The organism is Methylopila sp. Yamaguchi (assembly GCF_002897035.1).
In the GTDB taxonomy this organism is placed as follows: Bacteria; Pseudomonadota; Alphaproteobacteria; order Rhizobiales; family Methylopilaceae; genus Methylopila.
On the sequence record NZ_BAUX01000001.1, the window covers coordinates 117026 to 142149 of the forward strand.

General features: G+C 69.8%; 27 protein-coding genes. 13 read left to right on the forward strand and 14 right to left on the reverse strand.

All coding sequences use genetic code 11. The features are described from left to right. Positions 1 to 127: 127 nt before the first annotated feature. From METY_RS00555 to METY_RS00565, 3 genes are read right to left on the reverse strand one after another with little or no spacing between them, the layout of a single operon-like run. On the reverse strand, positions 128 to 448 hold the full coding sequence (locus METY_RS00555) for a YnfA family protein (protein WP_103119451.1): 321 nt from the start codon (positions 446 to 448) through the stop codon (positions 128 to 130). Positions 449 to 455: 7 nt separating this feature from the next. Then, the gene (locus METY_RS00560) at positions 456 to 1301 is read right to left on the reverse strand and encodes a 4-(cytidine 5'-diphospho)-2-C-methyl-D-erythritol kinase (protein ID WP_103119452.1); all 846 of its coding nucleotides are present in this window, start codon (positions 1299 to 1301) and stop codon (positions 456 to 458) included. A gap of 19 nt (positions 1302 to 1320) precedes the next feature. Then, positions 1321 to 3366 carry a tetratricopeptide repeat protein gene (locus METY_RS00565; RefSeq protein ID WP_103119453.1) on the reverse strand — a complete coding sequence of 682 codons (2046 nt, stop codon included), beginning with the start codon at positions 3364 to 3366 and terminating at the stop codon, positions 1321 to 1323. A gap of 150 nt (positions 3367 to 3516) precedes the next feature. On the opposite strand from METY_RS00565, the gene trhO reads away from it, so the two are divergent. From trhO to METY_RS00585, 4 genes are all read left to right on the forward strand, one after another. Next, the gene (gene trhO / locus METY_RS00570; RefSeq protein ID WP_103119454.1) at positions 3517 to 4266 is read left to right on the forward strand and encodes an oxygen-dependent tRNA uridine(34) hydroxylase TrhO; all 750 of its coding nucleotides are present in this window, start codon (positions 3517 to 3519) and stop codon (positions 4264 to 4266) included. Beyond that, positions 4263 to 4481 carry a SlyX family protein gene (locus METY_RS00575; protein ID WP_444849059.1) on the forward strand — a complete coding sequence of 73 codons (219 nt, stop codon included), beginning with the start codon at positions 4263 to 4265 and terminating at the stop codon, positions 4479 to 4481. Before trhO ends, METY_RS00575 begins: the two co-directional genes overlap by 4 nt. 116 nt (positions 4482 to 4597) lie before the next feature. Continuing rightward, the gene (locus METY_RS00580) at positions 4598 to 5128 is read left to right on the forward strand and encodes a gluconokinase (RefSeq protein WP_103119455.1); all 531 of its coding nucleotides are present in this window, start codon (positions 4598 to 4600) and stop codon (positions 5126 to 5128) included. A gap of 33 nt (positions 5129 to 5161) precedes the next feature. Further along, a complete protein-coding gene (locus METY_RS00585; RefSeq protein ID WP_103119456.1) occupies positions 5162 to 6550 on the forward strand; it encodes a GntP family permease in 1389 nt (462 codons plus the stop codon). 68 nt (positions 6551 to 6618) lie between these two features. On the opposite strand, the gene METY_RS00590 is transcribed toward METY_RS00585, so the two are convergent. Beyond that, positions 6619 to 7041, reverse strand: a complete 423-nt coding sequence (locus METY_RS00590; protein WP_103119457.1) for an FKBP-type peptidyl-prolyl cis-trans isomerase — start codon at positions 7039 to 7041, stop codon at positions 6619 to 6621. Between the two features lie 31 nt (positions 7042 to 7072). After that, the gene (locus METY_RS00595) at positions 7073 to 7288 is read right to left on the reverse strand and encodes a hypothetical protein (RefSeq protein WP_020188036.1); all 216 of its coding nucleotides are present in this window, start codon (positions 7286 to 7288) and stop codon (positions 7073 to 7075) included. Between the two features lie 314 nt (positions 7289 to 7602). On the opposite strand from METY_RS00595, the gene rpsU reads away from it, so the two are divergent. Further along, positions 7603 to 7917, forward strand: coding sequence for a 30S ribosomal protein S21 (gene rpsU, locus METY_RS00600; protein WP_103119458.1), 315 nt, complete (start codon positions 7603 to 7605; stop codon positions 7915 to 7917). A gap of 14 nt (positions 7918 to 7931) precedes the next feature. Here the strand turns inward: rpsU and METY_RS00605 are convergent, their stop codons facing one another. Beyond that, on the reverse strand, positions 7932 to 8420 hold the full coding sequence (locus tag METY_RS00605) for a DUF3617 domain-containing protein (RefSeq protein WP_244593463.1): 489 nt from the start codon (positions 8418 to 8420) through the stop codon (positions 7932 to 7934). A 925-nt stretch (positions 8421 to 9345) separates the two neighbouring features. Between METY_RS00605 and METY_RS00610 the strand changes: the two genes are divergently transcribed. The 3 genes from METY_RS00610 to METY_RS20740 all read left to right on the forward strand — a co-directional run bounded on the left by METY_RS00610 (position 9346) and on the right by METY_RS20740 (position 12359). Then, entirely contained in the window at positions 9346 to 9636 is a 291-nt protein-coding gene (locus tag METY_RS00610) for a GIY-YIG nuclease family protein (protein WP_103119460.1), read from the forward strand. Between the two features lie 470 nt (positions 9637 to 10106). Further along, entirely contained in the window at positions 10107 to 10745 is a 639-nt protein-coding gene (locus METY_RS00615) for a hypothetical protein (protein WP_103119461.1), read from the forward strand. Between the two features lie 138 nt (positions 10746 to 10883). After that, positions 10884 to 12359 carry a hypothetical protein gene (locus METY_RS20740; protein WP_146035632.1) on the forward strand — a complete coding sequence of 492 codons (1476 nt, stop codon included), beginning with the start codon at positions 10884 to 10886 and terminating at the stop codon, positions 12357 to 12359. A gap of 10 nt (positions 12360 to 12369) precedes the next feature. Here METY_RS20740 and METY_RS00620 read toward each other — a convergent pair whose 3' ends face one another. From METY_RS00620 to METY_RS00630, 3 genes are all read right to left on the reverse strand, one after another. After that, entirely contained in the window at positions 12370 to 14037 is a 1668-nt protein-coding gene (locus METY_RS00620; protein ID WP_103119462.1) for an electron transfer flavoprotein-ubiquinone oxidoreductase, read from the reverse strand. Positions 14038 to 14251: 214 nt separating this feature from the next. Then, positions 14252 to 14431: a hypothetical protein gene (locus METY_RS00625; RefSeq protein WP_103119463.1), complete on the reverse strand. Its 180-nt coding sequence runs from the start codon at positions 14429 to 14431 to the stop codon at positions 14252 to 14254. Between the two features lie 148 nt (positions 14432 to 14579). Then, positions 14580 to 14777: a hypothetical protein gene (locus METY_RS00630; protein ID WP_160147278.1), complete on the reverse strand. Its 198-nt coding sequence runs from the start codon at positions 14775 to 14777 to the stop codon at positions 14580 to 14582. A gap of 275 nt (positions 14778 to 15052) precedes the next feature. Between METY_RS00630 and METY_RS00635 the strand changes: the two genes are divergently transcribed. Continuing rightward, positions 15053 to 15352 carry a hypothetical protein gene (locus tag METY_RS00635; RefSeq protein ID WP_103119465.1) on the forward strand — a complete coding sequence of 100 codons (300 nt, stop codon included), beginning with the start codon at positions 15053 to 15055 and terminating at the stop codon, positions 15350 to 15352. Between the two features lie 48 nt (positions 15353 to 15400). Here METY_RS00635 and METY_RS00640 read toward each other — a convergent pair whose 3' ends face one another. The 5 genes from METY_RS00640 to METY_RS00660 all read right to left on the reverse strand — a co-directional run bounded on the left by METY_RS00640 (position 15401) and on the right by METY_RS00660 (position 21091). Then, entirely contained in the window at positions 15401 to 15640 is a 240-nt protein-coding gene (locus METY_RS00640; protein ID WP_103119466.1) for a hypothetical protein, read from the reverse strand. An 81-nt stretch (positions 15641 to 15721) separates the two neighbouring features. Next, positions 15722 to 17197, reverse strand: a complete 1476-nt coding sequence (locus METY_RS00645; protein WP_103119467.1) for a protein adenylyltransferase SelO — start codon at positions 17195 to 17197, stop codon at positions 15722 to 15724. A 105-nt stretch (positions 17198 to 17302) separates the two neighbouring features. After that, on the reverse strand, positions 17303 to 18715 hold the full coding sequence (locus METY_RS00650) for an FGGY family carbohydrate kinase (RefSeq protein ID WP_103119747.1): 1413 nt from the start codon (positions 18713 to 18715) through the stop codon (positions 17303 to 17305). 10 nt (positions 18716 to 18725) lie between these two features. Further along, the gene (locus METY_RS00655; RefSeq protein WP_103119468.1) at positions 18726 to 19712 is read right to left on the reverse strand and encodes an NAD(P)/FAD-dependent oxidoreductase; all 987 of its coding nucleotides are present in this window, start codon (positions 19710 to 19712) and stop codon (positions 18726 to 18728) included. Continuing rightward, positions 19709 to 21091 (reverse strand): NAD(P)/FAD-dependent oxidoreductase, encoded by a 1383-nt coding sequence (locus METY_RS00660; RefSeq protein WP_103119469.1) that lies wholly within the window; start codon positions 21089 to 21091, stop codon positions 19709 to 19711. The genes METY_RS00655 and METY_RS00660 overlap by 4 nt, the downstream gene beginning before the upstream one ends. A 118-nt stretch (positions 21092 to 21209) precedes the next feature. Between METY_RS00660 and METY_RS00665 the strand changes: the two genes are divergently transcribed. The 4 genes from METY_RS00665 to METY_RS00680 all read left to right on the forward strand — a co-directional run bounded on the left by METY_RS00665 (position 21210) and on the right by METY_RS00680 (position 25087). Then, positions 21210 to 21998, forward strand: a complete 789-nt coding sequence (locus METY_RS00665; RefSeq protein ID WP_103119470.1) for a DeoR/GlpR family DNA-binding transcription regulator — start codon at positions 21210 to 21212, stop codon at positions 21996 to 21998. Then, positions 21998 to 22696 (forward strand): type 1 glutamine amidotransferase, encoded by a 699-nt coding sequence (locus METY_RS00670; RefSeq protein WP_103119471.1) that lies wholly within the window; start codon positions 21998 to 22000, stop codon positions 22694 to 22696. The genes METY_RS00665 and METY_RS00670 overlap by 1 nt, the downstream gene beginning before the upstream one ends. 133 nt (positions 22697 to 22829) lie before the next feature. Further along, a complete protein-coding gene (locus tag METY_RS00675; RefSeq protein WP_103119472.1) occupies positions 22830 to 23771 on the forward strand; it encodes an aminotransferase class IV in 942 nt (313 codons plus the stop codon). Between the two features lie 119 nt (positions 23772 to 23890). Next, the gene (locus METY_RS00680; RefSeq protein WP_103119473.1) at positions 23891 to 25087 is read left to right on the forward strand and encodes an ABC transporter substrate-binding protein; all 1197 of its coding nucleotides are present in this window, start codon (positions 23891 to 23893) and stop codon (positions 25085 to 25087) included. Positions 25088 to 25124 lie beyond the last annotated feature (37 nt).

The window sequence follows — 25124 nt, forward strand, 5'->3', positions numbered from 1 at the left end:
GCGCCGCGCACGTTGGGCTGGCCGTCGCCGCGTCGCCTGACGGCGTCGTCTGGTTATCGCCCAATCCTCTGGCTTGTATCAGGCCCCGCGGGCGCCGAGCCGTGAATGTGAGACAAAGCGCTCGCCTTCACCCCCTCGGCCCGAACAGCACCACCGCCGCGCCGGCGACGCAGATCGCGGAGCCTGTGAGGTCCCACCGATCCGGCCGGACGCCCTCCATCGCCCAGAGCCAGCCGAGCGACGCCGCGACGTAGACGCCGCCGTAGGCCGCGTAGGCGCGGCCGGCGGCCGCGGCGTCGACGAGGGTGAGGAGGCAGGCGAAGGCGATCAGCGACGCCGCGCCCGCCCCGAGCCATGCGGGCGAAGCGCCAAGGCGGAGCACCGCCCAGAAGGCGAAGCAGCCGGCGATTTCGGCCAGCGCCGCCGCAACGTAGATGACCGGCGTCATGTGTTCCTCAGCGCAGCATCGTGGAGCGCACCCACCAGCTGGGGGCCGCTTTCGCGAGCGCCCGGGCGGCGCGCCGAGCCTCCTGGGCCGAGCCGAACAGGCCGAACACCGTCGCGCCGGAGCCCGACATGCGCGCGGTCCGACAACCTGTCTGGGACGCGAGCATCAGCAGCCCGGCCGCGATCTCCGGCGCGATGCGGACCGCCGCCGCCTCCAGATCGTTGCGGCCGCGGGCGATCCAGCTTCCAACGTCCTCCGGCGGCGCGTCGCCGTCGCGCATTTCGCCGGGTGCGAGGCCAAGCGCGCGGAACACGTCCGCCGTCGGCGCGGGACGCAGGGGGTTCATCAGCACCGCGGGCGTCGGCGCGATCTGGACGGGCGTCACCACCTCGCCCCGCCCGGTCATGCGCGCGGCCCGGGAGCGCAGGCACACCGGCACGTCGGAGCCGGCCTCCGCCGCTGCGGCGAGAAGGCGCGGGTCGTCGTTCGCCAGCCCATTAAGCTGCGCCAGCAGCCGGAGCGCCGCCGCGGCGTCCGCAGAGCCCCCGCCGAGGCCCGCAGCCACCGGAATGCGCTTCGTCAGCGCGAAGGCGCCGAGCGTCAGACCGTCGACGCGCGCGGCGAGGGCGCGAGCGGCCTTCAGCACGAGGTTGTCGTCTCCGTCTCCGGCCGGCGTCGCGAACGGGCCGTCGACCGTCAGGCCGTATGGCGCGGCGGGATCGAGCGTCAGCGCGTCCGCGGCGCAGCCGGCGAAGGCCGTAAGGCTGTCGAGCTCATGGTAGCCGTCGGCCCGGCGCCCGAGCACGTGGAGCGTGAGGTTGACCTTGGCCGGGGCGCGTTCGCGAAGCAGCATCGCGCGCGGTCGCGGCGCCTCAGCCGCCGCCCTTCTTCTCCTGCGCGTCGGCGGCGCTCGTCGGCGGCGTCTCCGGCAGGCCGTCCTTGAGCTTGGCCTCGATCTTCTTCAGGTCTTCCGGCTCCGGGTTGAGGTCGCGGGCGTGGCTCCACTGGAACCCCGCCTCGAGCCTGCGCCCGACCTTCCAATAGGCGTCGCCGAGGTGGTCGTTCATGACCGGGTCCTGCGGCCGGAGCTCGACCGCGCGCTCCAGCTCGCGGACGGCGTCGTCGAACTGGCCGAGCTTGAAGTGCGCCCAGCCGAGGCTGTCGACGATGTAGCCGTCGTCGGGCCGCAGCTCGACCGCCCGCTGGATCATCTTCATCCCCTCGTCGAGATGGATGCCTTGGTCGATCCAGGAGTAGCCGAGGTAGTTGAGCACGAGCGGCTGGTCGGGAACCAGCGACAGAGCCTTCTTCAGGTCGGCCTCGGACTTCGCCCACTCCTTGGAGCGCTCGTAGGCAATGCCGCGGACGTAATAGAGCGACCAGTCCGCCCGGTTCGCCACGGCGGGCTCAGCGGCGGCTGGCGCCGCCGCGGGCTCCGTCGCCGGCGTCGCGGCTGCGGTCGCCTGCGCGGGGGCCGGCAATACGATCGTCTGTCCCGGAGCAAGCGCGCCGGACCGAGGGATGCGCACGCCGTTCGCGCGGTTGAAGGCGGCGAGTTCCGGCCAGCGCTTCGGGTCGCCGAGGTGGTCGCGGGCGAGCGTCCACAGGCTGTCGCGGGACTTGACGACATAAGGCCTCGGCGCTCCGTCCGCCTGAGGCGCGGCGGCAGCCGGGGCGGCCGCCGCCGGCTCCGCGGTCTTCGCGGCGGAGATCAAGTTGATCGCCTTGGTGTAGGTCTCGGCCGCCTCTTTGAACTGCTCGCGCCCGCGCTCGATGTTGCCGAGGGCGACAAGCGCCTCCTGGTCGTCCGGCGCCGCCGCGATCAGCTTGGCGAGGCGCGCCTTCGCTTCATCGGTCTTGTCGAGGCGGTCGAGATCGATCGCGCTCTGGATGTCCGCGTTGCGCTTCAGCGGCGAGGAGGCGGGCACGCGCTCGTAGACCGCGATCGCGTCTTCGTACTGGTTCAGCTGGTCGTAGAGATCGGCCAGCGTGACGAGCGCCATCGGATGCTCGGGCTGAACGTAGAGCGCCAGTTGGAGATAGACGGTCGCGAGGTCCTCGCCCCCCTGCCGGGCGAGCGCGCCGCCGATTCCGTAGAGCACCTCCGCCACGCCTTCCTGGGCGTTCGAAGCCACGCGCTCGGGCGCGCGGCCTTGGGCGATCATCTCGCGCATCTCGCGGGCGAGCGGATGGCGCGGCCCGTTCTTCTCGAAATCGTCGAGCGCCTTCAGCGCGCCGGCCGCGTCTCCGTTGCGGGCGCGGAACGAAGCCGCGGCGAGCGCCACGCGCAGGGCGGCGCCGTCGCCGGCGAGCGCGGCGGCGAACCGCTTCTCGGCCTCCTCCTTCCGGCCCGTCAGGTCCGCGATCAGCGCCGCGTGGTAGTCGCGGAAGGCTCCGAAGAAGTCGGCGCCCTGAAGCTTGTCGAGCGCGGCGAAGGCGCGCTGCGGCTGGTTGGAGCCGACCCAGGACCAGCCGCTCAGCAGGGCGACGCTGAGATCGGCGAGCGGCCCGCGCGCGCCCCTTTCGAGCGCCGAACGCGCGGAGCCGTAAGACCCGGTCTTCAGCGCGCGCACCGCCAGGGCCAGCTGCGCGACCCGGTTGGTCGGATCGGCGGCGACCACCCGCTCGGCCAGACGCATCGCCTCGCCTTCGCCGCCCTCGGCGAGGCTGAGAAGGAAAGCGCGCTCAAGCAGCTGGGGGTTGCGCGGATCGGCCTTCAACGCCGCGCGGAAGAACGCCGCCGCCGCGTCGACGTCGCGCTGGGCGCCAGCGACCCGGCCCGCGAGATAGGCGCCGGCGAGCGAGGAGCGGCCGGCGAGCGAATCGATGTCGAAGGAGGTCTCGCGCGCGGCCGCAGGCGCCGCGGACAGCGCCGCAACGAGTGCGAAAGCGGCGGCGCGCCGATCGATGAACGTCACGTGTCCGGACCTCCGAGGCTTCCGCGCAGGGTCGCTTCGCGACGGCCGCGCATCGGCGCCACCATGGACCGGTTCGCCGGGCGCCCACAAGTCCGCCGCCCTGCGGCTCTGCGCCTGTTCCTGCGCGGCCGGGCCTGCTAGAGGCAGCGCATGTCCTACGCCGTCGCCGCCCTCTATCGGTTCACGTCGCTGCCCGACGCCGCCGCGTTGCAGGCGCCGCTGCGCGCGCTCTGCGAGGCTCATGACGTCAAGGGCACCATCCTTCTCGCGCAGGAAGGCGTGAACGGCACGGTGGCCGCGCCGCCGGCGTCGCTCGACGCGTTCCTGGCCGAACTGCGCGGCGGGCCGCTGTTCGCCGGGCGGCTCGACGGCCTGGAGCTGAAGCTCTCGACCGCCGCCAAGGCGCCCTTCGGGCGCCTGAAAGTGAAAGTGAAGCGCGAAATCGTCACCTTGGGCGACCCGGCGGCCGACCCGTCCGTCCGCACCGGAGCTTATGTCGCCCCCGCGGACTGGAACGCGCTGATCGCCCGCGACGACGTCGTGGTGGTGGACGTGCGCAACGCCTTCGAGGTCGAGATGGGCTCGTTCGAAGGCGCGATCGATCCCCGGACCCGGCGCTTCAGCGACTTCAAGGCCTTCGCCGCGGAACGGCTGGGCGAGGCTAGGGGTCGTACGGTCGCGATGTTCTGCACCGGCGGCATTCGCTGTGAGAAGGCGAGCGCGCACCTGTTGGCGCAGGGCTTCTCCGACGTGCGCCAGCTCAAGGGCGGCGTCCTGAAGTATCTTGAGGAGGTCCCGCCCGCCGAGAGCCGGTGGCGGGGGACGTGTTTCGTGTTCGACGACAGGATCGCGCTCGGCCACGGCCTGGCCGAGGCTCCTCCGAGGGAGACGGCGCCATGACCGTGAGCAGCGAGGCGGCGATGATGGAGCGCCTTGAGGCGCTCGAAATCCGGATCGCCTATCAGGACGAGGCGATCGAAAGCCTGAACCAGACCATCACTCAGCAGTGGGCGCTGATCGACGCGCTCCAGCGCCAGACCGCCGCGCTCGGCGAGCGGCTGGACGACGCCGCGAACGGCGTCGCGCCCGTCGACCGCCCGCCGCCCCATTACTGACGGCGGCTTGCCTCGCATGGCGCCCTTGGGGTCAGGTTCTACGGCGACCCGAACGCCGCCCCTTGCCGCGGCGCCGCAGCGCGTAATGTTTCGCCGACTTGGCGAGGAGACGTGACATGACGACCAACCGACAAAACGGCATCACCTGCGTGGTCGTGATGGGCCCCTCCGGCGTCGGCAAGACGACGACCGCCGAAGGCCTCGCGGCGCGGCTGGGCTGGAGCTTCGCCGAAGCCGACAGGTTTCACCCGAAGGCCAACATCGACAAGATGACGGCGGGCGTTCCGCTCAACGACGAGGATCGCGCGCCCTGGCTCGCGCTGATCCGTGACTGGATCAGCGAGAAGGCCCGGGCCGGCGAGAGCACGGTCGTCACCTGCTCGGCGCTGAAGCGGCGCTACCGCGACGTGCTGCGCGGCGCCGAGGCCCGCGTCCGCTTCCTCCAGCTCTCGGGCGAGGTCGACGCGATCCAGAGCCGCATGTCGTCCCGCAAGGGGCATTACATGCCGACCTCGCTGCTCGCATCCCAGTTCGCCGACCTCGAACCGCTCGAGGCCGACGAGGACGGCGCGATCGTCGACGTCTCGGTCCCGCCGGAGGAGGTCATTTCGGCAGGCGTCGAAAAACTCGGCCTCCCCCGCGACTGATCCCAGCGTCTCTACACCGCCCCAGGAGCCGTCATGAACGCCGCCGCCGCCGCCGCGCCCGCCCTCGGCGCAGGACCCCTGCTGTTGATCGCCGCCGTCGCGATCCTCGCGCTTCTGGTCCTCATCATCTACATGCGGGTCCACGCCTTCGTCGCGCTGGTGCTGGTCAGTCTCGTGACCGCCTTCGCCACCGGGGTGCCGCCGGCCAAGGTCATCGACACCCTGGTGAACGGCTTCGGCGCGACGCTCGGGCCCGTGGCGCTCCTCGTCGGCTTCGGCGCCATGCTGGGCCGCCTCGTCGAGGTGTCGGGCGGCGCCCAGGCGCTCGCCGACGACCTCATCCGCTTCTTCGGCGAGAAGCGCGCGCCGCTCGCGCTCGGCGTCGCCTCGTTGATCTTCGGCTTCCCGATCTTCTTCGACGCCGGCCTCGTGGTGATGCTGCCGATCGTGTTCTCGGTCGCGCGCCGCCTTGGCGGCGGGCTGCTGCGCTACGGCATTCCCGTCGCCGGCGCCTTCTCCGTCATGCACGTCTTCGTGCCGCCGCACCCCGGCCCGGTCGCCTCGACCGAGCTGCTGAAGGCCGACGTCGGCCTGGTGACCCTGCTCGGGATCGCGATCGCGATCCCCACCTGGTACGTGACCAGCTACCTCTACGGCCTCTGGATCGGACGGCGGATCGTGCTGCCGGTGCCGGATTTGCTCGCGGGAGGCCCGCAGGAGGCGCGGAAGGCGAACCCGCCGAAGTCCTCGACGGTGGTGTGGCTGCTGCTGCTGCCGCTCGCCATCATCTTCGTGAACACCGGCCTCAACGGCCTGCGTTCCATGGGCCTCGCCGACGGCGGGGCGACCTGGTTCCAGGTGGCCCGGGCGCTCGGGGCGACGCCGGTCGCGCTGCTCGTCGCCGTGCTCGTCGCCTCCTACGTGCTGGGCGTGCGCCGCGGCGAGAGCGCCCAGACCATCGAGAAGCTGATCGACGGCGCGCTCGGGCCGGTCTGCGCCGTCATCCTGATCACCGGCGCCGGCGGCATGTTCGGCGCGGTGCTGCGGGCGAGCGGGATCGGCGACGCGCTGGCCGGCGCGCTCAACGACATGGGCCTTCACATCTTCATCGCGGCCTATGTGATCGCGACCGCGCTCCGCGTCGCGCAGGGCTCGGCGACGGTCGCGCTGATCACCGCGGCCGGCCTCGTGCAGCCCGCGGTCTCAGCGGCGGGCTACGAGGGCGCGCAGCTTGCGGCGGTCGTGCTGGCGCTGGCGGCGGGCTCGGTGACGCTCAGCCACGTCAACGACAGCGGATTCTGGCTGGTGGGCCGGTTCTACGAGATGGACGTCAAGACCACGCTGAAGACCTGGACGGTGCTCGAGACGCTGATCGGCGTCATGGGCTTCGCGCTCGCGGGCCTCATCTTCGTGCTGGCCTGAGACGCGAAACGGGCGGGACCCGTCGGCTCCCGCCCGTCTTCACATCAGCTCGATGCGCGCGAAGCGGCTCAGCGGACGCCGAGCAACTCCACGTCGAAGATCAGCGTGGCGTTCGGGGGGATCACCCCGCCCGCGCCGCGCGCGCCGTAGCCGAGCTCGGCGGGGATCGTCAGCGTGCGCTTGCCGCCGACCTTCATGCCGGCGACGCCCTCGTCCCAGCCCTTGATGACCTGGCCGCCGCCGAGCCCGAAGGCGAAGGGCTGGCCGCGGTCGCGGGAGGAATCGAACTTCGCGCCCTTCTCGCCGCCCTTGTCGAGCCAGCCGGTGTAATGCACCTGCACGGTCTTGCCGGGCACGGCCTCGACGCCGGAGCCGACCACTTCGTCGACATAGGCGAGGCCCGAAGGCAGGGTCTTGGTTTCGGCGGCGGCGGCGCTGAGGGTCATGGCGAGAACGAAGGCTCCGGTCGAAAGAATGCGTAGAAACGTCATGGGGATGGGTCGGGCTCCCGAGGCGTGGGGATCAGGCGCCGGCGCCGAAGGGCGAGGCGATCATGCCCTCGCCGACGACGCGCTCGTGGCTTTCGCCGCGGCTCTTGACGCGGTACTGCGGCTCGAGGTCGTCGCGCTCGGCCGGCATGAGCCGGACGATCTCGACCTCGGCGGCGGTGCGGCCGTAGGCGGAGGCGGCGAGCGAGACGTGCTGGCCGACTTTGTAGCGATGGATGCGGTCTGACATCCGTCTTGATACCACGCCCTGCGCGGCGGCGACAGCGCGCTCTTTGCGGGCGTCGCGGAGGCCGCGCACTTGACATCCGGGCCTCCGCCCCCAATTGAAGCGTCTCCCGTGGGCCGCCTTGCGCCCGCGGCCGCGCCGGACCGATGCGTGTTTCGCCTGTCCGGCCCTTGTTCGCCTAAGCCGTACCCACGAAGGCCTCGCGCCGCTCGGGCGCGACTTGTTCCTTTTGACGGCGTGCGCCGGAACGTCTCCGCGTTCTCAGGCGCTATCGCTCCCGGCCCCGCGCCGCACACATCGAACTTGAAGGAGACGACGTGCAGGTTCTCGTACGCGACAACAACATCGACCAGGCCCTCAAGGTCCTGAAGAAGAAGATGCAGCGCGAAGGCGTGTTCCGCGAGATGCGCCAGCGGAAGGCCTACGAGAAGCCGTCCGAGAAGCGCGCCCGCGAGAAGGCCGAGGCCGTCCGCCGCACCCGCAAGGCCGCCCGCAAGGCCGCCCAGCGCGAAGGCCTGATCCCCGGCCCGAAGAAGAAGCCCCGTCCGGTCGGCGGCGCCCGCTCGCCGCGCTTCGGCGCGGGCGCCGGCGCCGGCGCGGCCCCCGCTGCGGGCGGCTTCGACCGCGCCTGAGGCTCAAGCCTCGTTCACCTGCCCGCCGGCACGTTGATCACCGTGCCATTGGGAAGAATGACGTCGCCCGGCCGCTGGCCGGGCGCGCACTCCCCGAGCTTCCGCGCCTCGATGGTGGTGCGGAAGCGGCGCTCGCCGCCGGGCTCCCCCGCGAGCCCCGTCATCACGGTGGTGGCCTCGGCCCGCGCGAAGCTCTCGAAATCCCCTGACACGACGATTTTGTTGTCGATCGAGGTCGGCCCCGACCGGCAGATCGCGCCGGCCGCGTAGCCGCCGTCCTCGGTGCGCTTGAAATCGTCGTTGCGGCAGGTGAGCCCTGTCATGGCCTGGCGCACCAGCCGGTCCGTCCCCGCCCCCACGCATTCCTTCGCGACCGTCCGCCCGGCGTCGGTGATGGTCGCGGTCTCCCACAGGCCCGGCGCGCGCGACGGCGGCGAGGCGGCGAGCGCCGCGCCGCTCAGCGCGAGCGAACCGGCGATCAGGGCGAGGCGGGCGGCGGGCATGGCGGTCCTCACGGCGGGGGCGGTCCTCGAAACGACGCGTCCGGCGGTCTCTCGCGCGCCGGATCGGCAGGGATGCTGGCCCGCCGCGCGGCGTTCGTCCATCGCCCCTTCGTCCGTCGTCCCCATCGATCCCGTCTCCCTTGGGCGCGCGCGCATCCGCCCGCCGGGGCTTGGTCGCCCCACGGCCGTTCGCTCCCCAGCGATGACGAGTCTCACGCAACGCGAATTCGGGAAGGCGCGGAACGCCGGGCCACCCTGTGTCTGTAGGTGCAGAGGTCGGTCGCCCGACGTTCCGCGCGCGGCGATTTCGCGTCTGGCTGCGGGCGGCTCCGGGGCGCTCCTGCCGGGAGGCCTTTCCAGCCGGGAGGAGACCTCTCGGCGTGTATGTGGCGTCCCTCGCGGTGGGCTGAAGCCTTCGGCCTTTGGGGCCGGAGGCCAAGCCGCCGCGTTCAGGCGGGTCCTGACCCTGGGTTAGGGCGCCCGTCATAGTGCGGGCGGGCCTCGCAACGCTTCCGCGCCCTAGCGCCCTGGTTCAGGAACGCTCGCGCGCGGAAGGCCCCGCAATTCAGACGTCCCGGGGCGGTGACATCCGGTCATCCCCGCCGCAGGCGCCGCCCCCTCCCCGCATGGCCGGCCGGTCCGGACACGCCTCCCGTGACGGGGAAAGGTTCTGGAAACGTGCGAGATGATAGGAATAAAGTCAAGGCGCTTTGCGCTCGGGCCGCCCTCGACGTCATGCCCGCCTTCGCGGCCATCCGCGACTTCCTCTCACGCCGGCGCTCGACGCCCAAGTCGTGGATACCCGCGCGAAGGCGCGGGCATGACGATGGAAAGGCCTCGAATTCCGCGGGCGCCGGAAGGGCCAACCTTCGGCGAGCGCGGGCGCGCTCTTGCGTCCTGTCGGTTCCGTTCGCAGCATCGACGGATGCGGTTTTCCTTCGTCTACCTCATGACCAACCGTCCGAACGGCGTGCTCTATTGCGGCGTGACGACCGACCTCGTCCGCCGCGTCGCCGAGCATCGCGGGGGCCTGCTCGCAGGCTTCACGAAGCGCTATGGCCTGAAGACGCTGGTGTGGTTCGAGACCCATGCGGACGTCACGGCGGCGATCGCGCGCGAAAAGGCCCTCAAGCACGCGACGCGCGCAGAGAAGGTGCGCCTGATCCACGCGACGAACCCCGAGTGGCGGGATCTCTGGCCCGAGATTTCGCAGTGATCCTTTAGACCGCCCTGACGTCATGCCCGCCTTCGCGGGCATCCACGACTTCCTTCTGCCGTCGGGCTCTTCGCCCAAGTCGTGGATACCCGCGCAAGGGCGCGGGTATGACGATGGAATTGTCTCACTCTTTGCGAGGCCGGAAGGGCCAACCTCCCCGTCATGCCCGCCTTCGCGGGCGTCCACGACTTCTTCCACCCGCGCGCTCGACGCCCAAGTCGTGGATACCCGCGCGAAGGCGCGGGCATGACGATGGAAAGGCCTCACCTTCTGCGACGCCGGAAGGGCCAACCTCCCCGTCATGCCCGCCTTCGCGGGCGTCCACGACTTCTTCCACCCGCGCGCTCGACGCCAAAGTCGTGGATACCCGGCTGCGCCGGGCATGACGGAGAGACCATTTGTCTCCTGCCCAATTCCAACTACCTGCGCCGGTCCGCCCCGCCATTGACGCCGCGCGGCGGGTGCGGGACATGAGCCTCATGGCAGACGAGCCCGCCCCCGCGACCGTCGACCCGCTCCGGCGCATCGGAACGCTGGCGGCGCTGGCCGTGCTGCTGGGCTTCGTAGTTCAGGGGCTGGTGCTGGCGGCGAAGCTCAGCTTCGGCGGCACCACGGGGGCCGCCGCCTTCGCGGTCGATCTCGCGGCGGGCGTCGCCTGGTCGGCGGTGGTGTGCCTCGGGGCCTCGATCGGGGTGTCGGCGTTCCGGGCGAAGGCGGCGCTCGCGGGGCTCGTCGCCGCGCTGTTCGCGCCGCTCGGCGTCGCCGCCGCCAAGGCCGCGAACCAGACCTTGAGCGCCGCGATCGGCCTGAGCGCGAAACCGGCCGCCCTCCCCCTGATCGCGCTCGCCGGTCTGAAGGCGGTCGAATACGCCGTGCTGGGCTTCGTCCTCGCGACCCTCGTCCAGCGCGGCGTCCAGAGGCTGCCGCCCTACGCCGCGACGGGCCTCACTGTGGGCCTCGTCTTCGGCGGCGCGGCGCTCGCCTTACGCCTCGCCGCCGCGCTCGCCACGGCGCCCGAAATCGCGGCGCTCGCCGTCAACGAGATCGTCTTTCCCGTGGGCTGCGCCGCGGTGGTCTATTTGGGGCAGGCTATGGGGCGGGCGGGGTAAACTGTTGACGCTGAGGGATCCCGTCCTCATCATCTAGATATGCCAGTGAGGAGCCGCAGGCAGATAGCCCTCGACCTTAATCGACTTAGGTAAAACCGAGCATAATTTCGCTTTGCTTACGCCAATCGATAAATCAGCATGAAAACATTTTTGGAACTAGAAGGAAATCATAGCCGCCTGCCTGTCAGAGTTGATGAAAATCCGACATCTACTGGTCATATTTATCTTGATAAATTAAATACGTTGATTACTCTTACTTCTCCAGATCAAAAATTTTTTGACGTTGATGAAAATGGCTGGTTCGATCTTAGCTTGATCGGATCGAACGGCTCAAGGATCTTACTGCATAACGCTCTCACCATGAATCAACGGAGTTTTACGCATGACCTAAGCTATGCAGAGCATCATATTTTTCCAAAAACGATGGTTTTTGATGCAAATGGTCTGGGGAAGAACTTTTTAATAAAGGAGATTTCGGCGCGCATCTATTACGCCGAATTTTTTTTCTGGTACCGTCACGTCGAAAGTCGATTTCTGTACAAATTTGGAAATAAAAATACCGAAACGCTTCGTAACCTCATGCGGGATGGCAACGCGCGCGATGGTGAACGATTTTTTCGGCCCGAGTTTATTTATGTTGTTCATAAATCCGGAAGTAATATAAAATTTAGAGTGGGCGACACGACTTACTCAATTGCTAGCGGTATGCAGAATTCGGGCGGCAATCCCGGGATAATAAACGTTAATCACTATCCCATTCTGTCTGTTTTGTTTGACAAAAGCGTAAACATAGACACCGCCCTTCAACGGATGTGGGAATGGAAAAGATTCTTTTCGCAGATTTCGTTGTCTGATTTGTATTTTGAGGGGATGAGTGCCCGGGGACCCCGCTTGGAATGGAGAAAGCAAGCTTCGTTTTACTTGCCGAACATCGCAGTTGAAAAGCCCGCTATATCAACCCGCAGATTTGGACTTCATCCTGGCAACATCCCTCTTAACCAGTGGAGCGATCGAGAAAGTTTAACTGATATTATGAAGTCTTGGATCTTAAAAGAGTATACGCGGAAGGAATTTCGCGTCGCTATTGATTTCGTGATTTCTAGAATGGAGAAACGTACTGATATCGCAGATATTGTTCGGCTTTGTTCCGCTATAGAGTCACTCGATGAACTCAAACCGGCGTCATCTGCGATCGATCCCGAGGATTTGAAGTACGTGATTGCCGGAGCGGTGTCGGCAGCTAAAGAACGAGGGCTGCTGCAAATTGAAGACCGTGTCCGTGGAATTTTGAAACTCCTCGAGCATCAAAGCCTTCCAAGCAAATTAAAGCAACTTGGAAAAGCCGTACGTAGGTTTATAAATAGAAGTGAATTTGACATCGTTTTGAAGCACACGCTCAAGTTAAGAACAATATCTGCGCATGGCGGGCTCCCTCCCGCCTCCACGCTCCCAACAGTTGGGCCGACAGTAGAAGCGCTTGTATGCGTGATGGTGATATACGATTTGACAACAAACGGAATGTGCAAGGGCGAAGATGCGCACACTAAGCTTAACGCAATCGGTCAAGCTAAATGGTCAATTTCATATCTGAGGAAGCTTGCTTCTTTGGATTAGGCTTAGATCCTCACATGCCCGAATAATTCGGCCCGCCCGCGCCTTCCGGCGCGACCCAGACGATGTTCTGGTTCGGGTCCTTGATGTCGCACGTCTTGCAGTGCACGCAGTTCTGGGCGTTGATCTGGTAGCGCGGGGCGTCGGCGCCCTCCTCCACCCATTCGTAGACGCCGGCCGGGCAGTAGCGCTGCGACAGCCCCGCGAAGACGTCGTGCTCCGAGGTCTTCTGAAGCGTCATGTCCTTCACCTTGAGGTGCGGGGGCTGGTCCTCCTCGTGGTTGGTGTTGGACAGGAACACCGAGGACAGCTTGTCGAAGCTGATCTTGCCGTCGGGCTTGGGGTAGGCGATGGGCGAAAAGTTCCTGGCCTCGCCGGTCGCGGCGTAGTCCGGCTTGCCGTGGGGCAGCGTGCCGAACAGCGAGAGCCCAAACTGCTCCGCCCACATGGAGAGGCCGCCGAGCATCACGCCGAGGCGGGTGCCGAACTTCGACCACAGCGGTTTGACGTTTCGGACGGGCTTGAGATCCTTGCCGATCGCGCTGTCGCGCCAGGCGGCGTCGTAAGTCGCGAGCTCGTCCTGGGCGCGGCCGGCTTTCAGCGCCTCCACCAGATGCTCGGCGCAGAGCTTTCCCGACAGGATGGCGTTGTGGCTGCCCTTGATGCGGGGGACGTTCACGAAGCCAGCCGCGCAGCCCACCAGCGCGCCGCCGGGGAAGCTGAGCTTCGGCACGGACTGGAAGCCGCCTTCGGTGATGGCGCGGGCGCCGTAGGAGAGACGTTTGCCGCCTTCGAAGGTCTCGCGGATCGCCGGGTGCGTCTTGAAGCGCTGGAACTCGTCGAAGGGCGAGAGGTAGGGGTTTTCGTAGTTGAGGTGCACCACGAAGCCGACGGAGACCAGGCCGTCGCCGAAGTGGTAGAGGAACGAGCCGCCGCCGGTCCTGTCGTCGAGCGGCCAGCCGAAGGAGTGCTGGACGAGGCCGGGCTTGTGCTTCTCCGGCGCGACCTGCCACAGCTCCTTCAGGCCAAGCCCAAATTTCTGCGGCTCGGACGCGGCGTCGAGCTTGAAGCGGTTGATAAGCTGCTTCGAGAGCTGGCCGCGGGCGCCCTCCGCGAAGATCACGTATTTGCCGCGCAGCTCCATGCCGCGGGTGTAGTTCGGGCCGGGCTCGCCGGATTTCGCGACGCCCATGTCGCCCGTCGCGACGCCGGTGACGGCGCCTGAGGCGTCGAACAGGATCTCGTTCGCCGCGAAGCCGGGGTAGATCTCGACGCCGAGCGCCTCAGCCTGCGCGCTCAGCCAGCGCGTGACGTCGCCGAGCGAGACCACGAAGGCGCCGTGGTTCGACAGGATCTTCGGCATGCCGAAGCTCGGCAGGCGGATCGCGCCCTTCTCGGTGAGATAGAGGAAGCGGTCGTCCGAGACCTCGGTCTTGGCGAAGGCGGTCTCGTCCTCGCGCCAGTCCGGCAGCAGCGCGTCGAGGCCGATCGGATCGACCACCGCGCCGGAGAGGATGTGGGCGCCGACCTCGGAGCCCTTTTCCAGCAGGACGACGGAGAGCTCGGGATCAAGCTGCTTCAGGCGGATCGCAGTGGCGAGGCCCGCCGGGCCGCCGCCGACCACGACCACGTCGAAGTCCATGCCCTCCCGCTCGGGGAGACCCGCCGCTCCATCGCTCATGTCCGCCTTGGCTCCTCAACTCATACGCTTTGGTGCGCTGCGGCGCACGTTGGAACGGTTCGCATCCCTGCCCGTCCAAGGCTAGGGCGACGATCGTCCGAAGCGAGCAATTCGTGACCAAAGGCGGAGGAGGCTTGGGCCCGCGGCAGGGGCCGGCGCATGAAAAAGCCGCCCGAGGGGGCGGCTTGCGGGCGTGGGCGGAGCGGCCGCCGGCTCAGCGACGCTCCTGCTGGGCGGTGCGCAGGCAGCGCTGCCGGCCCTCGTTGACCTCGCGCCGTTCCTGCTCGGCGACGCGGTGCGCCGCGGCGGGCTCGCATCTCAACGAGCGGAAGTCCCAGCCCGAGTCGTCGGAAGTCGTCTCCCGATCTCCGAAATCGCTCTCGAAATCGTTCATGCCGCACCCCTCAGCATCTGGCGAGGAGTGTGGAAAAAGCCGGACGGGGAGTCAACATACCGCAGCGCAATATTGGCCGGGGCTTGCGCGCGGAGGTCGTGGGAAGCCGCCGGCGGGGCGGCCTCCCATCGTGGCGGCGGGCTTCAGCTCAAGCCGGCTCAGCAGCCGGGGCCGCCTTAGGCTTCGCGGCGCGACGCTCCTTGCGCTTGGCGGCGACGCGGGCGGCCTTCGCGGCCTCGCGCTTTGCGGTCTTCGCCTCGGCGCCGGCGGCCACCCGCGCGGCCCGCTTCGCCTCGCGCGCGGCGGTCTTCTTCTCGTCCGTCGCGGGCGTCGTCTCATCAGCCATGTGTCGCTCCTCAGCGGTGGCGTTACGGGCCGTATGTTGGAGCGCGTCGGCAATTTGTCAAACTATTTTACGTTTTCCGCGCGCATGCGACGCATCGGCGGACCCGTCTGAGCCAGATCGCCTGGGATGGGGTAAGACGGGACCCCGCGCGACGCGCGGGATTCGAACGCGCGCCGGACGGCGTCCGCGCCCTTAGCCTGGGGACGGGCGCGCGGTCACGGCGTCGCGAACCGTCCGTCGGTCTCAGGCCGATGGACGCAGTGGGAGAACGACCGATGAAACCGATGATCTTGCTCGCCGTCGGCGCCTGCGCTCTGGCGCTCGCCGGCTGCAACGGCGAACGGCGCGGCTACGGCGGCGGGTACGGCTACGAGCGCAGCACCATCGTGGTGGGCGAGGACTACCGCGGGCGGCGGGACGATTACCGCGCCCGGCGCGAGTGGCAGGCCCGCCGGGACGCGGACCGCCGCGCTCACCGCATCGAGCGGGACCGGCGCGAAGACGCCCAGGACCGCCGCCGCGAGCGGCGCGAGCGTCAAGAGGACCGGCGCGAGCGTCGCAACGACTGGCGCTGATCGCCGACCGCCCGCCGGCGACCGCTCCTGCGCGGCCGCCGGCGTCATTCAAGCCGTGGCGTCGGCCCCGTCTTCGGCCTCGTTCATCAGCGCCGTGACGTCGGCCGCCGTCAGCTTGTATTTCGCCATCAGTCTCAGGGTGATGGCCACGGCGCGGGGCACGTCCTTGCCGTTGTCGTCCGCAGCCCAGCGCCGGGTGGTGCGCTCGTCGGTCTGGAAGAACTTGCTCGCGCTCGACAGCGAGAGCCCCACTTCGGCCAGCGCGTCTCGGTACTCGGCAGGCGACATCGGCCCATCTCCGTCGGGTTCGAATGTGGAAGCCCCGGCTTCCTAGCCGAAGAGCCGCCCCCTGTCCGCCTTCGCGCTCGCTCAGGTGCCGCAAAACGTCCTGTAAGGCGTCTCCGGGACCGGCGGCGCGACCGCGTAGGGCGAGGCGTCGGCCTCGGGAGCGTAGGGGTCGGACAGGGCCTCCTGAAGGGCGTCGAAGGGCGCGAAGTCGCCGTCCTCGACCGCTGCGGCGAGCGCGGCCTCCACAAGATGGTTGCGGGGGATGAGAGCGGGGTTCGCGCGGGCCATCCGCCGGCGGCGCGCGCCCGCCTCGTCAGGCTCGCGCGCGAGCCGCGCGCGGTAGCGCTCCGCCCAGGCGTCGAACGCCGTCGGATCGACGAACAGCTCGCGGGCCGCCGGCGCAGGCTCGCCCTCCGCGACCGCTCCGAGCCTGCGGAAGGTCAAGGTGTAGTCCGCCAGGCCCTCCGCCATGCGGTCGAGTAGGTCCTGGACCAGCTCCGCGTCGCCCTCCTCCTCCGTCCGCAGGCCGAGCTTCCGGCGGTAGCCGTCGAAATAGGCGGCCTCAAAGGCGGGGGCGAAGCGGTCGAGCGCCTCGGTCGCCTCGGCGATGGCGCGCTGCTCGTCCTCGGAGATCAGCGGCAACAGGCATTCAGCCAGCCGCGTCAGGTTCCAGTGCGCGATCGCGGGCTGGTTGGCGAAGGCGTAGCGGCCATGGCGGTCGATCGAGCTGAACACCGCCTTGGGATCGTAGGCGTCCAGAAAGGCGCAGGGGCCGTAGTCGATGGTCTCGCCCGCGACCGAGCAGTTGTCGGTGTTCATGACGCCGTGCACGAAGCCGACGTGCATCCATTGCGCGACGAGGGCCGCCTGGCGCGCGACGACGCCCTCGAGCAGCGCGAGCGCCCGGTCGGGCCGCGCGGCGCTCTCGGGATAGTGCCGAGCGACGACGTGGTCGACGAGCGCGGTCAACGCCTCAAGGTTCCGCCGGGCGGCGAAAAACTGGAAGGTGCCCACGCGGATGTGGCTCGCGGCCACGCGCGTCAGCACGGCGCCCGGCAGCTTGCGCTCCCGATGCACCGCCTCGCCGGTCGTCACCGCGGCGAGCGCGCGCGTGGTCGGCACGCCGAGCGCGGCCATCGCCTCGCTGACGAGGTACTCCCGCAGCACCGGCCCGAGCGCCGCCCGCCCGTCGCCGTTGCGCGAGAACGGCGTCGGGCCCGAACCCTTGAGCTGGATGTCGCGGCGGAGGCCGGCGCGGTCCACGACCTCGCCGAGCAGGATCGCCCGGCCGTCGCCGAGCTGCGGCACGAACTGGCCGAACTGGTGGCCGGCGTAGGCGGCCGCGATCGGATCGGAGCCTGGGAGTACGGCGTTGCCGGCGAAGGCCTGCGCCGCCGCTTCCCCCGAGAGCGTCTTGGGGTCGAGGCCCAGCTCGTCGGCGAGCTCCCGGTTCAGCGCGACGAGGCGCGGCGCGGCCACCGGCGTCGGCGGCGTGCGGCGGTGAAACGCGTCGGGCAGGCGGGCGTAGCTGTTGTCGAACGGGATGCTGAGCGTCACAGGGGTCCTGACGGTGCGGAGGCGGGGGTCTTCGCCATATGGGCCTGGCGCTGCGGGGATTGAAGGTCGCGCTCAGGGCGCGCGTGCTTCGATCCCTAACCCGCCTCACACGGCGCGCCAGCCTCGGGTCCGTGCGACCGCCTCGGCGAAGCGCGCGCGGCGGGCCTCCCGCGTCTCGCTCCCGCGCAGCGCGTGGCGGCGGGCCTCGGCGGGGACCGCGAGGTCGATCCCGAAGGCGGAGGCGGCGAGCGCCGCCGCCCCGAAGGCGGTCCGCTCGTCGAACGCGCCGACCACAACCTCGCGCCCGAGGCTGTCTGCGAGGAACTGCGCGAAGTAGCCGCTGCGGCTGAGGCCGCCGTCGATGGATATTGCGGGCGCGAGGGGGACGCGCGCACCGATCGTTGCGACCACTTCGGCGGTCCGGAGCGCGATCCCCTCCAGCAGCGCCTGGCGGAGATCGGCGCGGGTGGTGGCTGCCGACATACCGAGGAACAGCGCGGCGGCCGAGCGATCCCAATGCGGGCAGGCGAGGCCCGACAGCGCGGGGACGAAGACGAGCCCGCGGTCGATCGCGGGCGGCTCCGCGAAGCCGTCGAGCTGAGAGACATCGTCGACGATCCCGATGCGCATCGCCCATTCGACGGCGGAGCCCGCGTCGTAGACGCCGCCGTCCACGGCGTAGGTCGTCGCCTTGCCGATCGCCCAGGCGACGGTCGGCAGCAGCCCCTCCCCCGCCGCCCGCACGATCTCGCCGCCGGTCACCGCCAGCGCGAAGGCGCCCGTGCCGAAGGTGATCTTGGCGTCGCCCGGCGCGCGACAACCGTGTCCGTAGAGCGCCGCCTGCTGGTCCACGACGGAGGCGACCACCGGGACCCCTTCGATCCGGCCGAAGCCGCCGACGGTGGGGCGGATCTCCGGCAGGCAGTCGAGAGGAACGCCAAACAGGGCGCAGAGCTCCGGGTCCCAGCGGCCGGTCGCGAGACCCATGAGGGACGTGCGCGAGGCGGTGGCGGCGTCGGTCGCGAACAGGCCGGCGAGCCGGTCGAGGAAGAAGGCGTCGGTCGTGCCGAGCCGCAGCCGTCCGGCGTTGCGCGCGGCCTGGACGCGCGGGAGATGGCGGAGCAGCCAGCCGAGCTTGGAGGCGGAGAAATAGGCGTCGAGGGGAAGACCGGCGCGGGTCTCGACCAGCGCGGCGTGGTCCGCCAGTCCGGCGATCGCGTCGGCGGTGCGGTTGTCCTGCCACACGATCACCGGCGACAGCGCCTCGCCCGTGAGGGCGTCCCAGGCGAGGCAGCTCTCGCCCTGGTTCGCGAGCGCCAGCGCGTCGACGGGACCGGCCGCCGCGACGCAGGCGCGGACGTTGGCGAGCAGCTCCTCGGCGTCGTGCTCCACCCAGCCGGGGGCGGGATGGCTCTGCGCATGGCGCACCGCGTGCGCGATCACCGCTGTTCCGTCGCTCGCGTCGACCACAAGCGCGCGGGTGGAGGTGGTGCCCTGGTCGATCGCCGCGATCCGCATGGGGGCCACGTTACGGCGGAGGAAGCCGGCCGGCGAGGTCGGCCGCCACGTGATCCGCGATCGCCCGCCCGCGCGACCAGCACCAGCCCGCGGTCTCGACGCTGCGGTCGAGCACGCTGGCCGCGAAGATCCGCGGATCGCTCGTCCGGCCGAAGGCGTCGAGGACGGGCCGCCCGCGCTCGGGATCCATGGTCAGGCCTGCGGCGCGGGCGAGGCTCGCCTCCGGCGTGAAACGGCCGGTGAACAGAACGCCGTCGCAGGCGACCTCCGAGCTCGCGCCGTCGGCATGGGCGAGCGTGGCCCGCCGCACCCGCGGGCCCCCTACGATGTCGACGACCTTGGCGCCGTAACGGAGCGGAACGCCGAGGAGGCGCGGCAGCGCCATGAACGGGGGCCAGCACTGCGGCCCGGCCTGCTCCTCCACCATGGCGACGGGCGCCGCGCCGATCTTTCGGCAGGTGAGCAGGCTCGACAGCGCGACGAGCTCCGTGCCGACCACCAGGGGACGGCGGAACGGCGCGACGCCATGCAGGTACACGAAAGCCTGCAGCGCGCCTGTGGTGAGCACGCCGAGCGGCCGCTCGCCCGAGACCAGGCGGGCCGCCCGCGGGGTCTCGCGCACGCCGGTCGCGAGCGCGAGCCGCCGCGCCGCGATGCGGCGGACGCCGTCGTCGCCGGTGGTCGTGACGACGATCGCCGCGCCCTCGCGGGCGATCTCCACCACGTTGGTCGCGAGCCTGAACGCGACGCCTGCGCGGACCGCGCGCTCCGCCAATCGCCGGGCGTAGGCCGGCCCCGTCAGCACACGGCCGAACTCGCGCAGGCCGAACGGCGGGTGGCCGCAGTGGCGCGGGTTGCCGCCGGCGCCCGCCTCGCGGTCGACGACCAGCACCGACGCGACGCCCGAGGCCTTCAGCCGCGTCGCGAGGCCAAGCCCTGCAGGGCCGGCGCCGACGACCAGCGCCTCGACCTCGACGTCGATGACCGGGGCGCTCACGCGGCCTCGGGAGGGGTCGCGAGCGGCGCGCTGAAGCGGCCCTCGGTCAGGGCCGCGAGGCGCGCGAGGCAGTGGAAGCCCTGGCAGCGGCCCATGGCGCAGCGGGTGCGGCGCCTCAAGCCCCCAAAGTCGCCCGCCGGCAGCGGACCGGTCAGCGCACGCTCGATCTCGCGCCGCGTGACGAGTTCGCAGTGGCAGACGACGCCGCCGTGGCCGGCCTCGCTCCAATCCCTCGGGCGATGCTCGGCGAGGTTCGGCATGGGCTCGATCTCGGGCGCGGCGGCGGGCGCATGAGAGCGGCCCATGCCCTCATAGAGGCCGTAGACATGGCGGGCGATCCCGAGCGCCGCCGTCATGCCGGTGGAGCGAATGCCGCCCACCGTGATCCAGTTGCGGTCCGGCGTGGCCGCGATCCGGTAGCCCTTCTCTTCGGTTGCTGGGCGTAGCCCCGCGTAGGTCGCGGTGACGGGCATGCCTTCGAGCGCCGGCAGCATCTCGACCGCGCGCGCGATCAGCGCCCTCGGCGCGGCCTCGTCGGTCGCCGCGCCGTCGCGGTCCTGCTGCTCCTCGGCGGTCGGCCCCACCAGCACGTTGCCGAACGCGGTGCGGCAGAGCACGACCCCCTTGGTGCGCTCGGTCGGCACCGGCAGCACGATGGTGCGCAGCAGGCTGGCGGCGGCCTTGTCGAACACCACGAACTGGCCCTTACGCGGACGGATCTCGAAGGCGCTCGCGCCCAGCAGACGGCGATCGACGAGGTCGCCGTAGAGCCCTGCGCAGTTGATCACGACGCGGGCGCGGCGCCGCCCCCGGGGGGTCTGGAGCGCCCATTGCTCGCCCTCGAACCGCGCCGAGGCGACGTCGCCGCCAAACAGGATCTCCGCGCCGAGCGCCTTCGCCTGCAGGAGATAGGCGAGGAACGGCGACCAAGGGTCGATGACGTGTTCGCGCGGCACGAGCAGGGCTTCGCGCGCCCCGTGGCCGAGATGCGGCTCCCGCGCCCGGATCTCGGCGGCGCTCAACCGCCGCACGTCCTCGACGCCGTTCGCCAGCGCCTGCGCCTCGACGCCGTCGAGCGCCGCCTGCTCCGCCGCGGACCAGGCGACCACCATGGCGCCGGTCTCCAGCACCGGCAGGTTGAGGCCGTCGCGGATCGCCATGTACTCGGCGTAGCCAGCCTGCACGCAGGCGTGCTCGAGGCTCCCCGTCGGCGCGTCGAAGCCAGTGTGCAGGATGGCGCTGTTGGCCTTGCTCGCGCCCGACAGCAGATCGGCGCCGCGCTCCAGCACCAGCACCTTCGCGCCTTCGAGCGCGAAGCGCCGGGCCATCGCGCAGCCGACTGCCCCCGCTCCGATGATCGCGACGTCCGCGATGGCCATCCGGCTTCCGCTGCTCCCGCTTCGCCCCCGCGGGCGCGTTTCCACAACATGAAACTCTCAACTTGACTGTTCGGTCAACTTGAATGACCGTTCGTACATCGCAGGAGAGAGGCGCGGCATGAGGCCGGACGAGCGGCGCGAGCGGATCGTGGCGATGGTGCTGGAGCGGGAGAGGGTGTCGGTCGACGCTCTCGCCGACGCGCTCGACGCCTCCCGCGAGACCATCCGCCGCGACCTCGCCGAACTCGACGGGCAAGGCCGGCTCCGCAAGCTGCACGGCGGCGCCACGCTGCCGGGCCCAAGCCTGTATGAGCCTGACCGGGAAGGCCCGTTCCAGGCGCGGCTCGCCGAGAACGCCGCCGCCAAGCGCGCGATCGCGCGCGCGGCAGTTGGACTGTTCCGGCCGGGCGACACGCTGTTCGTGGACACCGGCACCACCACGCTGCTGTTCGCCGAGGAGCTGTCCCGGGCGCGCGGGCTCACCGTCATCACCAATTCGGCGGCGATCGCAGCCCTCGCCTCCCGCGGCGAGGACGCCCAAGCTTTCCTGCTCGGCGGCGAGTACCGCGACGGCGGCGCCGAATGCCTCGGCGCCATGGCGATCGACCAGATCCGCCGCTTCCACGCAGTCCACGCGGTGCTGACCGTCGGCGCCGTCCATGATGCGGGCGTGCTCGACTACGACGCCCGCGAGGCCGAGATCGCCCGTGCGATGGTCGCCCAGGCGCGCGCCGTCACCGTGCTCGCCGACGCGTCGAAGTTCGACCGCAACGCGCCCTTCGTCGTCGCGCCGCTGGAGGCGGTCAGCCGCATCGTCACGGACGCGGTCCCCGCGGGGCCGATCGCCGACGCGCTGGTCGCGGCCGGGGTCGAGGTGGTCGCCGCGCGCGCCGCAGGGGCGTCGTGATGCGGGTGCTCGCGGTCGAGAACTACGCCGGCACCCACTTGGGGCTCGTGGGCCGGGCGCTCGACGAGGCCGGCGCGGCCGTGGACCTCCGCCGCATGCAGGACGGCGACCCGCTGCCCTCGGACGACGACGGCTACGACGGATTGGTGGTGCTGGGCGGCGCCCAGAACGCTCTGGCGGACGAGACCCATCCCTATCTGTGGCCCCTCGCGCAGCTCACAGCGCGCTTCGGCGCCGCCGACAAGGCGGTGCTCGGCATCTGCCTCGGCGCGCAGATCGTCGCCCGCGGCCATGGCGGCCGGAACCTGATCGGCCGGCCGATCGAGATCGGCTGGAGCGACGTCACGACGACCGACGCCGGTCGCGCCGATCCTGTCATCGCGACGCTTGGCGAGCGCGCGCCGCTGTTCCACTGGCACAGCGACAGCTTCGAGCTTCCGCCCGGCGCGGCGCATCTCGCCGTCTCCCTGCAGACGCCCAACCAGGCGTTCCGGCTCGGGCGCGCGGTCTATGGCGTCCAGTTCCACTTCGAGGCCGACACGACGCTCGTCGCGGAGTGGATCGGCTCCTACCGCGGCATGCTCGACCGCGACGCCCCGGCCTTCGCGGAGGCCTACCCAGCCCAGGCGGCGGCGCTCGGCCCCGTCGCCGACCGCGTCGGCCTCGACGTCGCGCGCGCCTGGGTGGCCGTGGTATGAGCGAAGCCGCAAAAACAGGCATGCCTGAAAAGTGGCCCTGTCGTTTCTTGTCGAAGCGGCGCTTTTGGCTGGGCCGCTTGGGCGCGAACGTGGCGTCCGAACGCGAGCGATCCCGCTTTCAGGAGCGAACCACATGAGCGACACTGCGCCGGACTTCTCGATGGGCGCCGCCTACATGAACGGCGTCTACGTGCCGATCGCGGAGGCCAAGATCCCGGTCGGCGACTGGGGCTTCACCCATTCCGACGTCACCTACGACGTCGTGCACGTCACCGACGGCGCCTTCTTCCGCCTCGAAGACCACCTCACCCGCTTCCACAAGTCGCTCGCCGGCTATCGGCTCGACCCGGGCGTGACCCGCGACGAGATGCGCGAGATTCTCGGCAAGGTGGTGGCCCTCTCCGGCCTGAAGCGCGCCTTCGTCGCCATGCTGTCGACCCGCGGCATCCCGCGCGTCTACGGCTCGCGCGACCCGATGGACTGCGACAACACCTTCATCGCCTACGCGGTGCCGTGGGTCGACGTGATCAAGCCCGAGGTGCAGGAGCGCGGCGCGCATCTGCTGGTCGCCTCCGTGCCGCGCATCTCGCCGAAGTCGCTCGATCCGACGCTCAAGAACTACATGTGGCGCGACTTCACCCGCGGCATGTTCGAGGCGAAGGACAAGGGCTTCGACACGGCCATCCTGCTCGACCAGGAGGGCTACCTGACCGAGGGCGCCGGCTTCAACGTCTTCATCGTCAAGGGCGACAAGGTGATCACGCCGGACCGCGGCGCGCTCGAGGGCGTCACCCGCCTGTCCGTGCTCGACCTCTGCCCGGAGCTGGGGCTGGAGCCGGTCATCGGCCCGATCACCTTTGAGGACCTGATGGACGCCGACGAGGTGTTCACGGCCACCACCGCCGGCGGCGTCATGCCCTGCTCGCGCGTCAACGACCGGATCTACGGCAACGACCGGCCGGGGCCGATCAGCCAGAAGCTCAAGGACACCTATTGGCGGAAGCATGTGGAGGGCTGGCACATGACGCCGGTCAACTACGACGACGCCGAGAACCCGTTCAAGGCCGCGGCCTGAACGGACCGGACTGCGAAGCGGGCCCGGCTGCCGCCTGCGGCCGAGGCCCGCGCTAAAAAATCGGGGAAACGACCAAGGCAGGCTCAGACGCTCACACCCCTCGTGACAAGGGCTTGGCCATGACGACGAACGACAGCCTACCGCTTGGGTCTGCGGCCTCGCCCGCGGGCTTCGACCGCCGCAAGGCGCTGAAGACGATCGCCGCCGGCGCCGCCGCCGCGCTGGCGACGCCCTACGTCCGCCCGGCCTCCGCCGCGCCGACCACGCTGCGCGCCCTGATGTGGGAGGTCTACGCCATTCCCGAGGTCATCAAGGCCTTCGAGGACAAGCACAACGTCAAGTTCTCGCCGACGTTCTTCGACGGCAACTCCGAGGCCTACAACAAGCTGCGCGTCGGCGGCACGCGGGACTTCGACCTGGTGCAGGCCGACGGCTTCTGGCCGGGGCTGTACTACCGCGAGAAGCTGATCCGGGCGATCGACTACGCCAAGATCCCGAACACGGCCAAGGTCTTCCCGGTCTTCAAGCCGGACCGCTTCAAGCTGCTGACCGACGAGGCCACTGGCAAGCACTTCGGCGTCACCTGGTGCTGGGGCAGCTACGGCACGACCTACAACACCGCGATGATGCCGAAGGAGAAGGTCCAGAGCATCGAGTGCCTGTTCGATCCGGAGTTCTCCGGCCGGCTCGCCACCAGCGCGCGCTTCGAGGAGAACATCGCGCTCGCCGGCATCCTTGTCGCGACCCGCATGGGCACCAAGGACAAGCCGCGCCCGGACGGCAAGCCGTTCAACCCCTACGTCCTCAGCGACGAAGAGCTGGCCGGCGTCGAGAAGCTGCTGATCGAGCAGAAGAAGCTGCTGCTCACCCGCTACAACGACAACAACACGCTTCAGCAGCTGCTGGAGAGCGGCGCGATCGCCGCGGCGCCGGAGTTCGCCCAGTCCTACCGCGTGCTCCTCGCCAAGAAGGCCAAGGGCGAGATCGACGCCGACTTCGCCCACCAGCTCATCCCGAAGGAAGGCGGCCTCGGCTGGGTCGACACCTGGCTCGTGACGTCCGGCGTCGCCGACGGCCCCATGCTCACGCTGTGCGAGCAGTTCATGGACATGATGCTCGCGCCCGAGATCATGAAGCAGCAGGCGCTGATCGGCGGCGCCTCGACCACCATCGACATCCGCTCGATCGCGACGCCCGAGGAGCAGAAGCTCTACCTCATGGACCGCACCGAGGAGCTGTCGGACATGTACATGTTCGACCAGCCGTCCTCGACGGAGAAGTGGGAGCGGGTCTGGTCGCGCATGCAGGCCGCCTGAGCCCTTCGAGCGTGCGCGGCTCCTTCTCGGGCCGCGC

What these genes read in the sequence shown, in the direction of transcription:
- METY_RS00555 (WP_103119451.1), bottom strand. Translation starts at nt 448, where the DNA reads ATGACGCCGGTCATCTACGTTGCGGCGGCGCTGGCCGAAATCGCCGGC.
- METY_RS00560 (WP_103119452.1), bottom strand. Translation starts at nt 1,301, where the DNA reads ATGCTGCTTCGCGAACGCGCCCCGGCCAAGGTCAACCTCACGCTCCAC.
- trhO (WP_103119454.1), top strand. Translation starts at nt 3,517, where the DNA reads ATGTCCTACGCCGTCGCCGCCCTCTATCGGTTCACGTCGCTGCCCGAC.
- METY_RS00575 (WP_444849059.1), top strand. Translation starts at nt 4,263, where the DNA reads ATGACCGTGAGCAGCGAGGCGGCGATGATGGAGCGCCTTGAGGCGCTC.
- METY_RS00580 (WP_103119455.1), top strand. Translation starts at nt 4,598, where the DNA reads ATGACGACCAACCGACAAAACGGCATCACCTGCGTGGTCGTGATGGGC.
- METY_RS00585 (WP_103119456.1), top strand. Translation starts at nt 5,162, where the DNA reads ATGAACGCCGCCGCCGCCGCCGCGCCCGCCCTCGGCGCAGGACCCCTG.
- METY_RS00590 (WP_103119457.1), bottom strand. Translation starts at nt 7,041, where the DNA reads ATGACGTTTCTACGCATTCTTTCGACCGGAGCCTTCGTTCTCGCCATG.
- METY_RS00595 (WP_020188036.1), bottom strand. Translation starts at nt 7,288, where the DNA reads ATGTCAGACCGCATCCATCGCTACAAAGTCGGCCAGCACGTCTCGCTC.
- METY_RS00605 (WP_244593463.1), bottom strand. Translation starts at nt 8,420, where the DNA reads ATGCCCGCCGCCCGCCTCGCCCTGATCGCCGGTTCGCTCGCGCTGAGC.
- METY_RS00610 (WP_103119460.1), top strand. Translation starts at nt 9,346, where the DNA reads ATGCGGTTTTCCTTCGTCTACCTCATGACCAACCGTCCGAACGGCGTG.
- METY_RS00615 (WP_103119461.1), top strand. Translation starts at nt 10,107, where the DNA reads ATGAGCCTCATGGCAGACGAGCCCGCCCCCGCGACCGTCGACCCGCTC.
- METY_RS20740 (WP_146035632.1), top strand. Translation starts at nt 10,884, where the DNA reads ATGAAAACATTTTTGGAACTAGAAGGAAATCATAGCCGCCTGCCTGTC.
- METY_RS00620 (WP_103119462.1), bottom strand. Translation starts at nt 14,037, where the DNA reads ATGAGCGATGGAGCGGCGGGTCTCCCCGAGCGGGAGGGCATGGACTTC.
- METY_RS00625 (WP_103119463.1), bottom strand. Translation starts at nt 14,431, where the DNA reads ATGAACGATTTCGAGAGCGATTTCGGAGATCGGGAGACGACTTCCGAC.
- METY_RS00630 (WP_160147278.1), bottom strand. Translation starts at nt 14,777, where the DNA reads ATGGCTGATGAGACGACGCCCGCGACGGACGAGAAGAAGACCGCCGCG.
- METY_RS00635 (WP_103119465.1), top strand. Translation starts at nt 15,053, where the DNA reads ATGAAACCGATGATCTTGCTCGCCGTCGGCGCCTGCGCTCTGGCGCTC.
- METY_RS00640 (WP_103119466.1), bottom strand. Translation starts at nt 15,640, where the DNA reads ATGTCGCCTGCCGAGTACCGAGACGCGCTGGCCGAAGTGGGGCTCTCG.
- METY_RS00650 (WP_103119747.1), bottom strand. Translation starts at nt 18,715, where the DNA reads ATGCGGATCGCGGCGATCGACCAGGGCACCACCTCCACCCGCGCGCTT.
- METY_RS00660 (WP_103119469.1), bottom strand. Translation starts at nt 21,091, where the DNA reads ATGGCCATCGCGGACGTCGCGATCATCGGAGCGGGGGCAGTCGGCTGC.
- METY_RS00665 (WP_103119470.1), top strand. Translation starts at nt 21,210, where the DNA reads ATGAGGCCGGACGAGCGGCGCGAGCGGATCGTGGCGATGGTGCTGGAG.
- METY_RS00670 (WP_103119471.1), top strand. Translation starts at nt 21,998, where the DNA reads ATGCGGGTGCTCGCGGTCGAGAACTACGCCGGCACCCACTTGGGGCTC.
- METY_RS00675 (WP_103119472.1), top strand. Translation starts at nt 22,830, where the DNA reads ATGAGCGACACTGCGCCGGACTTCTCGATGGGCGCCGCCTACATGAAC.
- METY_RS00680 (WP_103119473.1), top strand. Translation starts at nt 23,891, where the DNA reads ATGACGACGAACGACAGCCTACCGCTTGGGTCTGCGGCCTCGCCCGCG.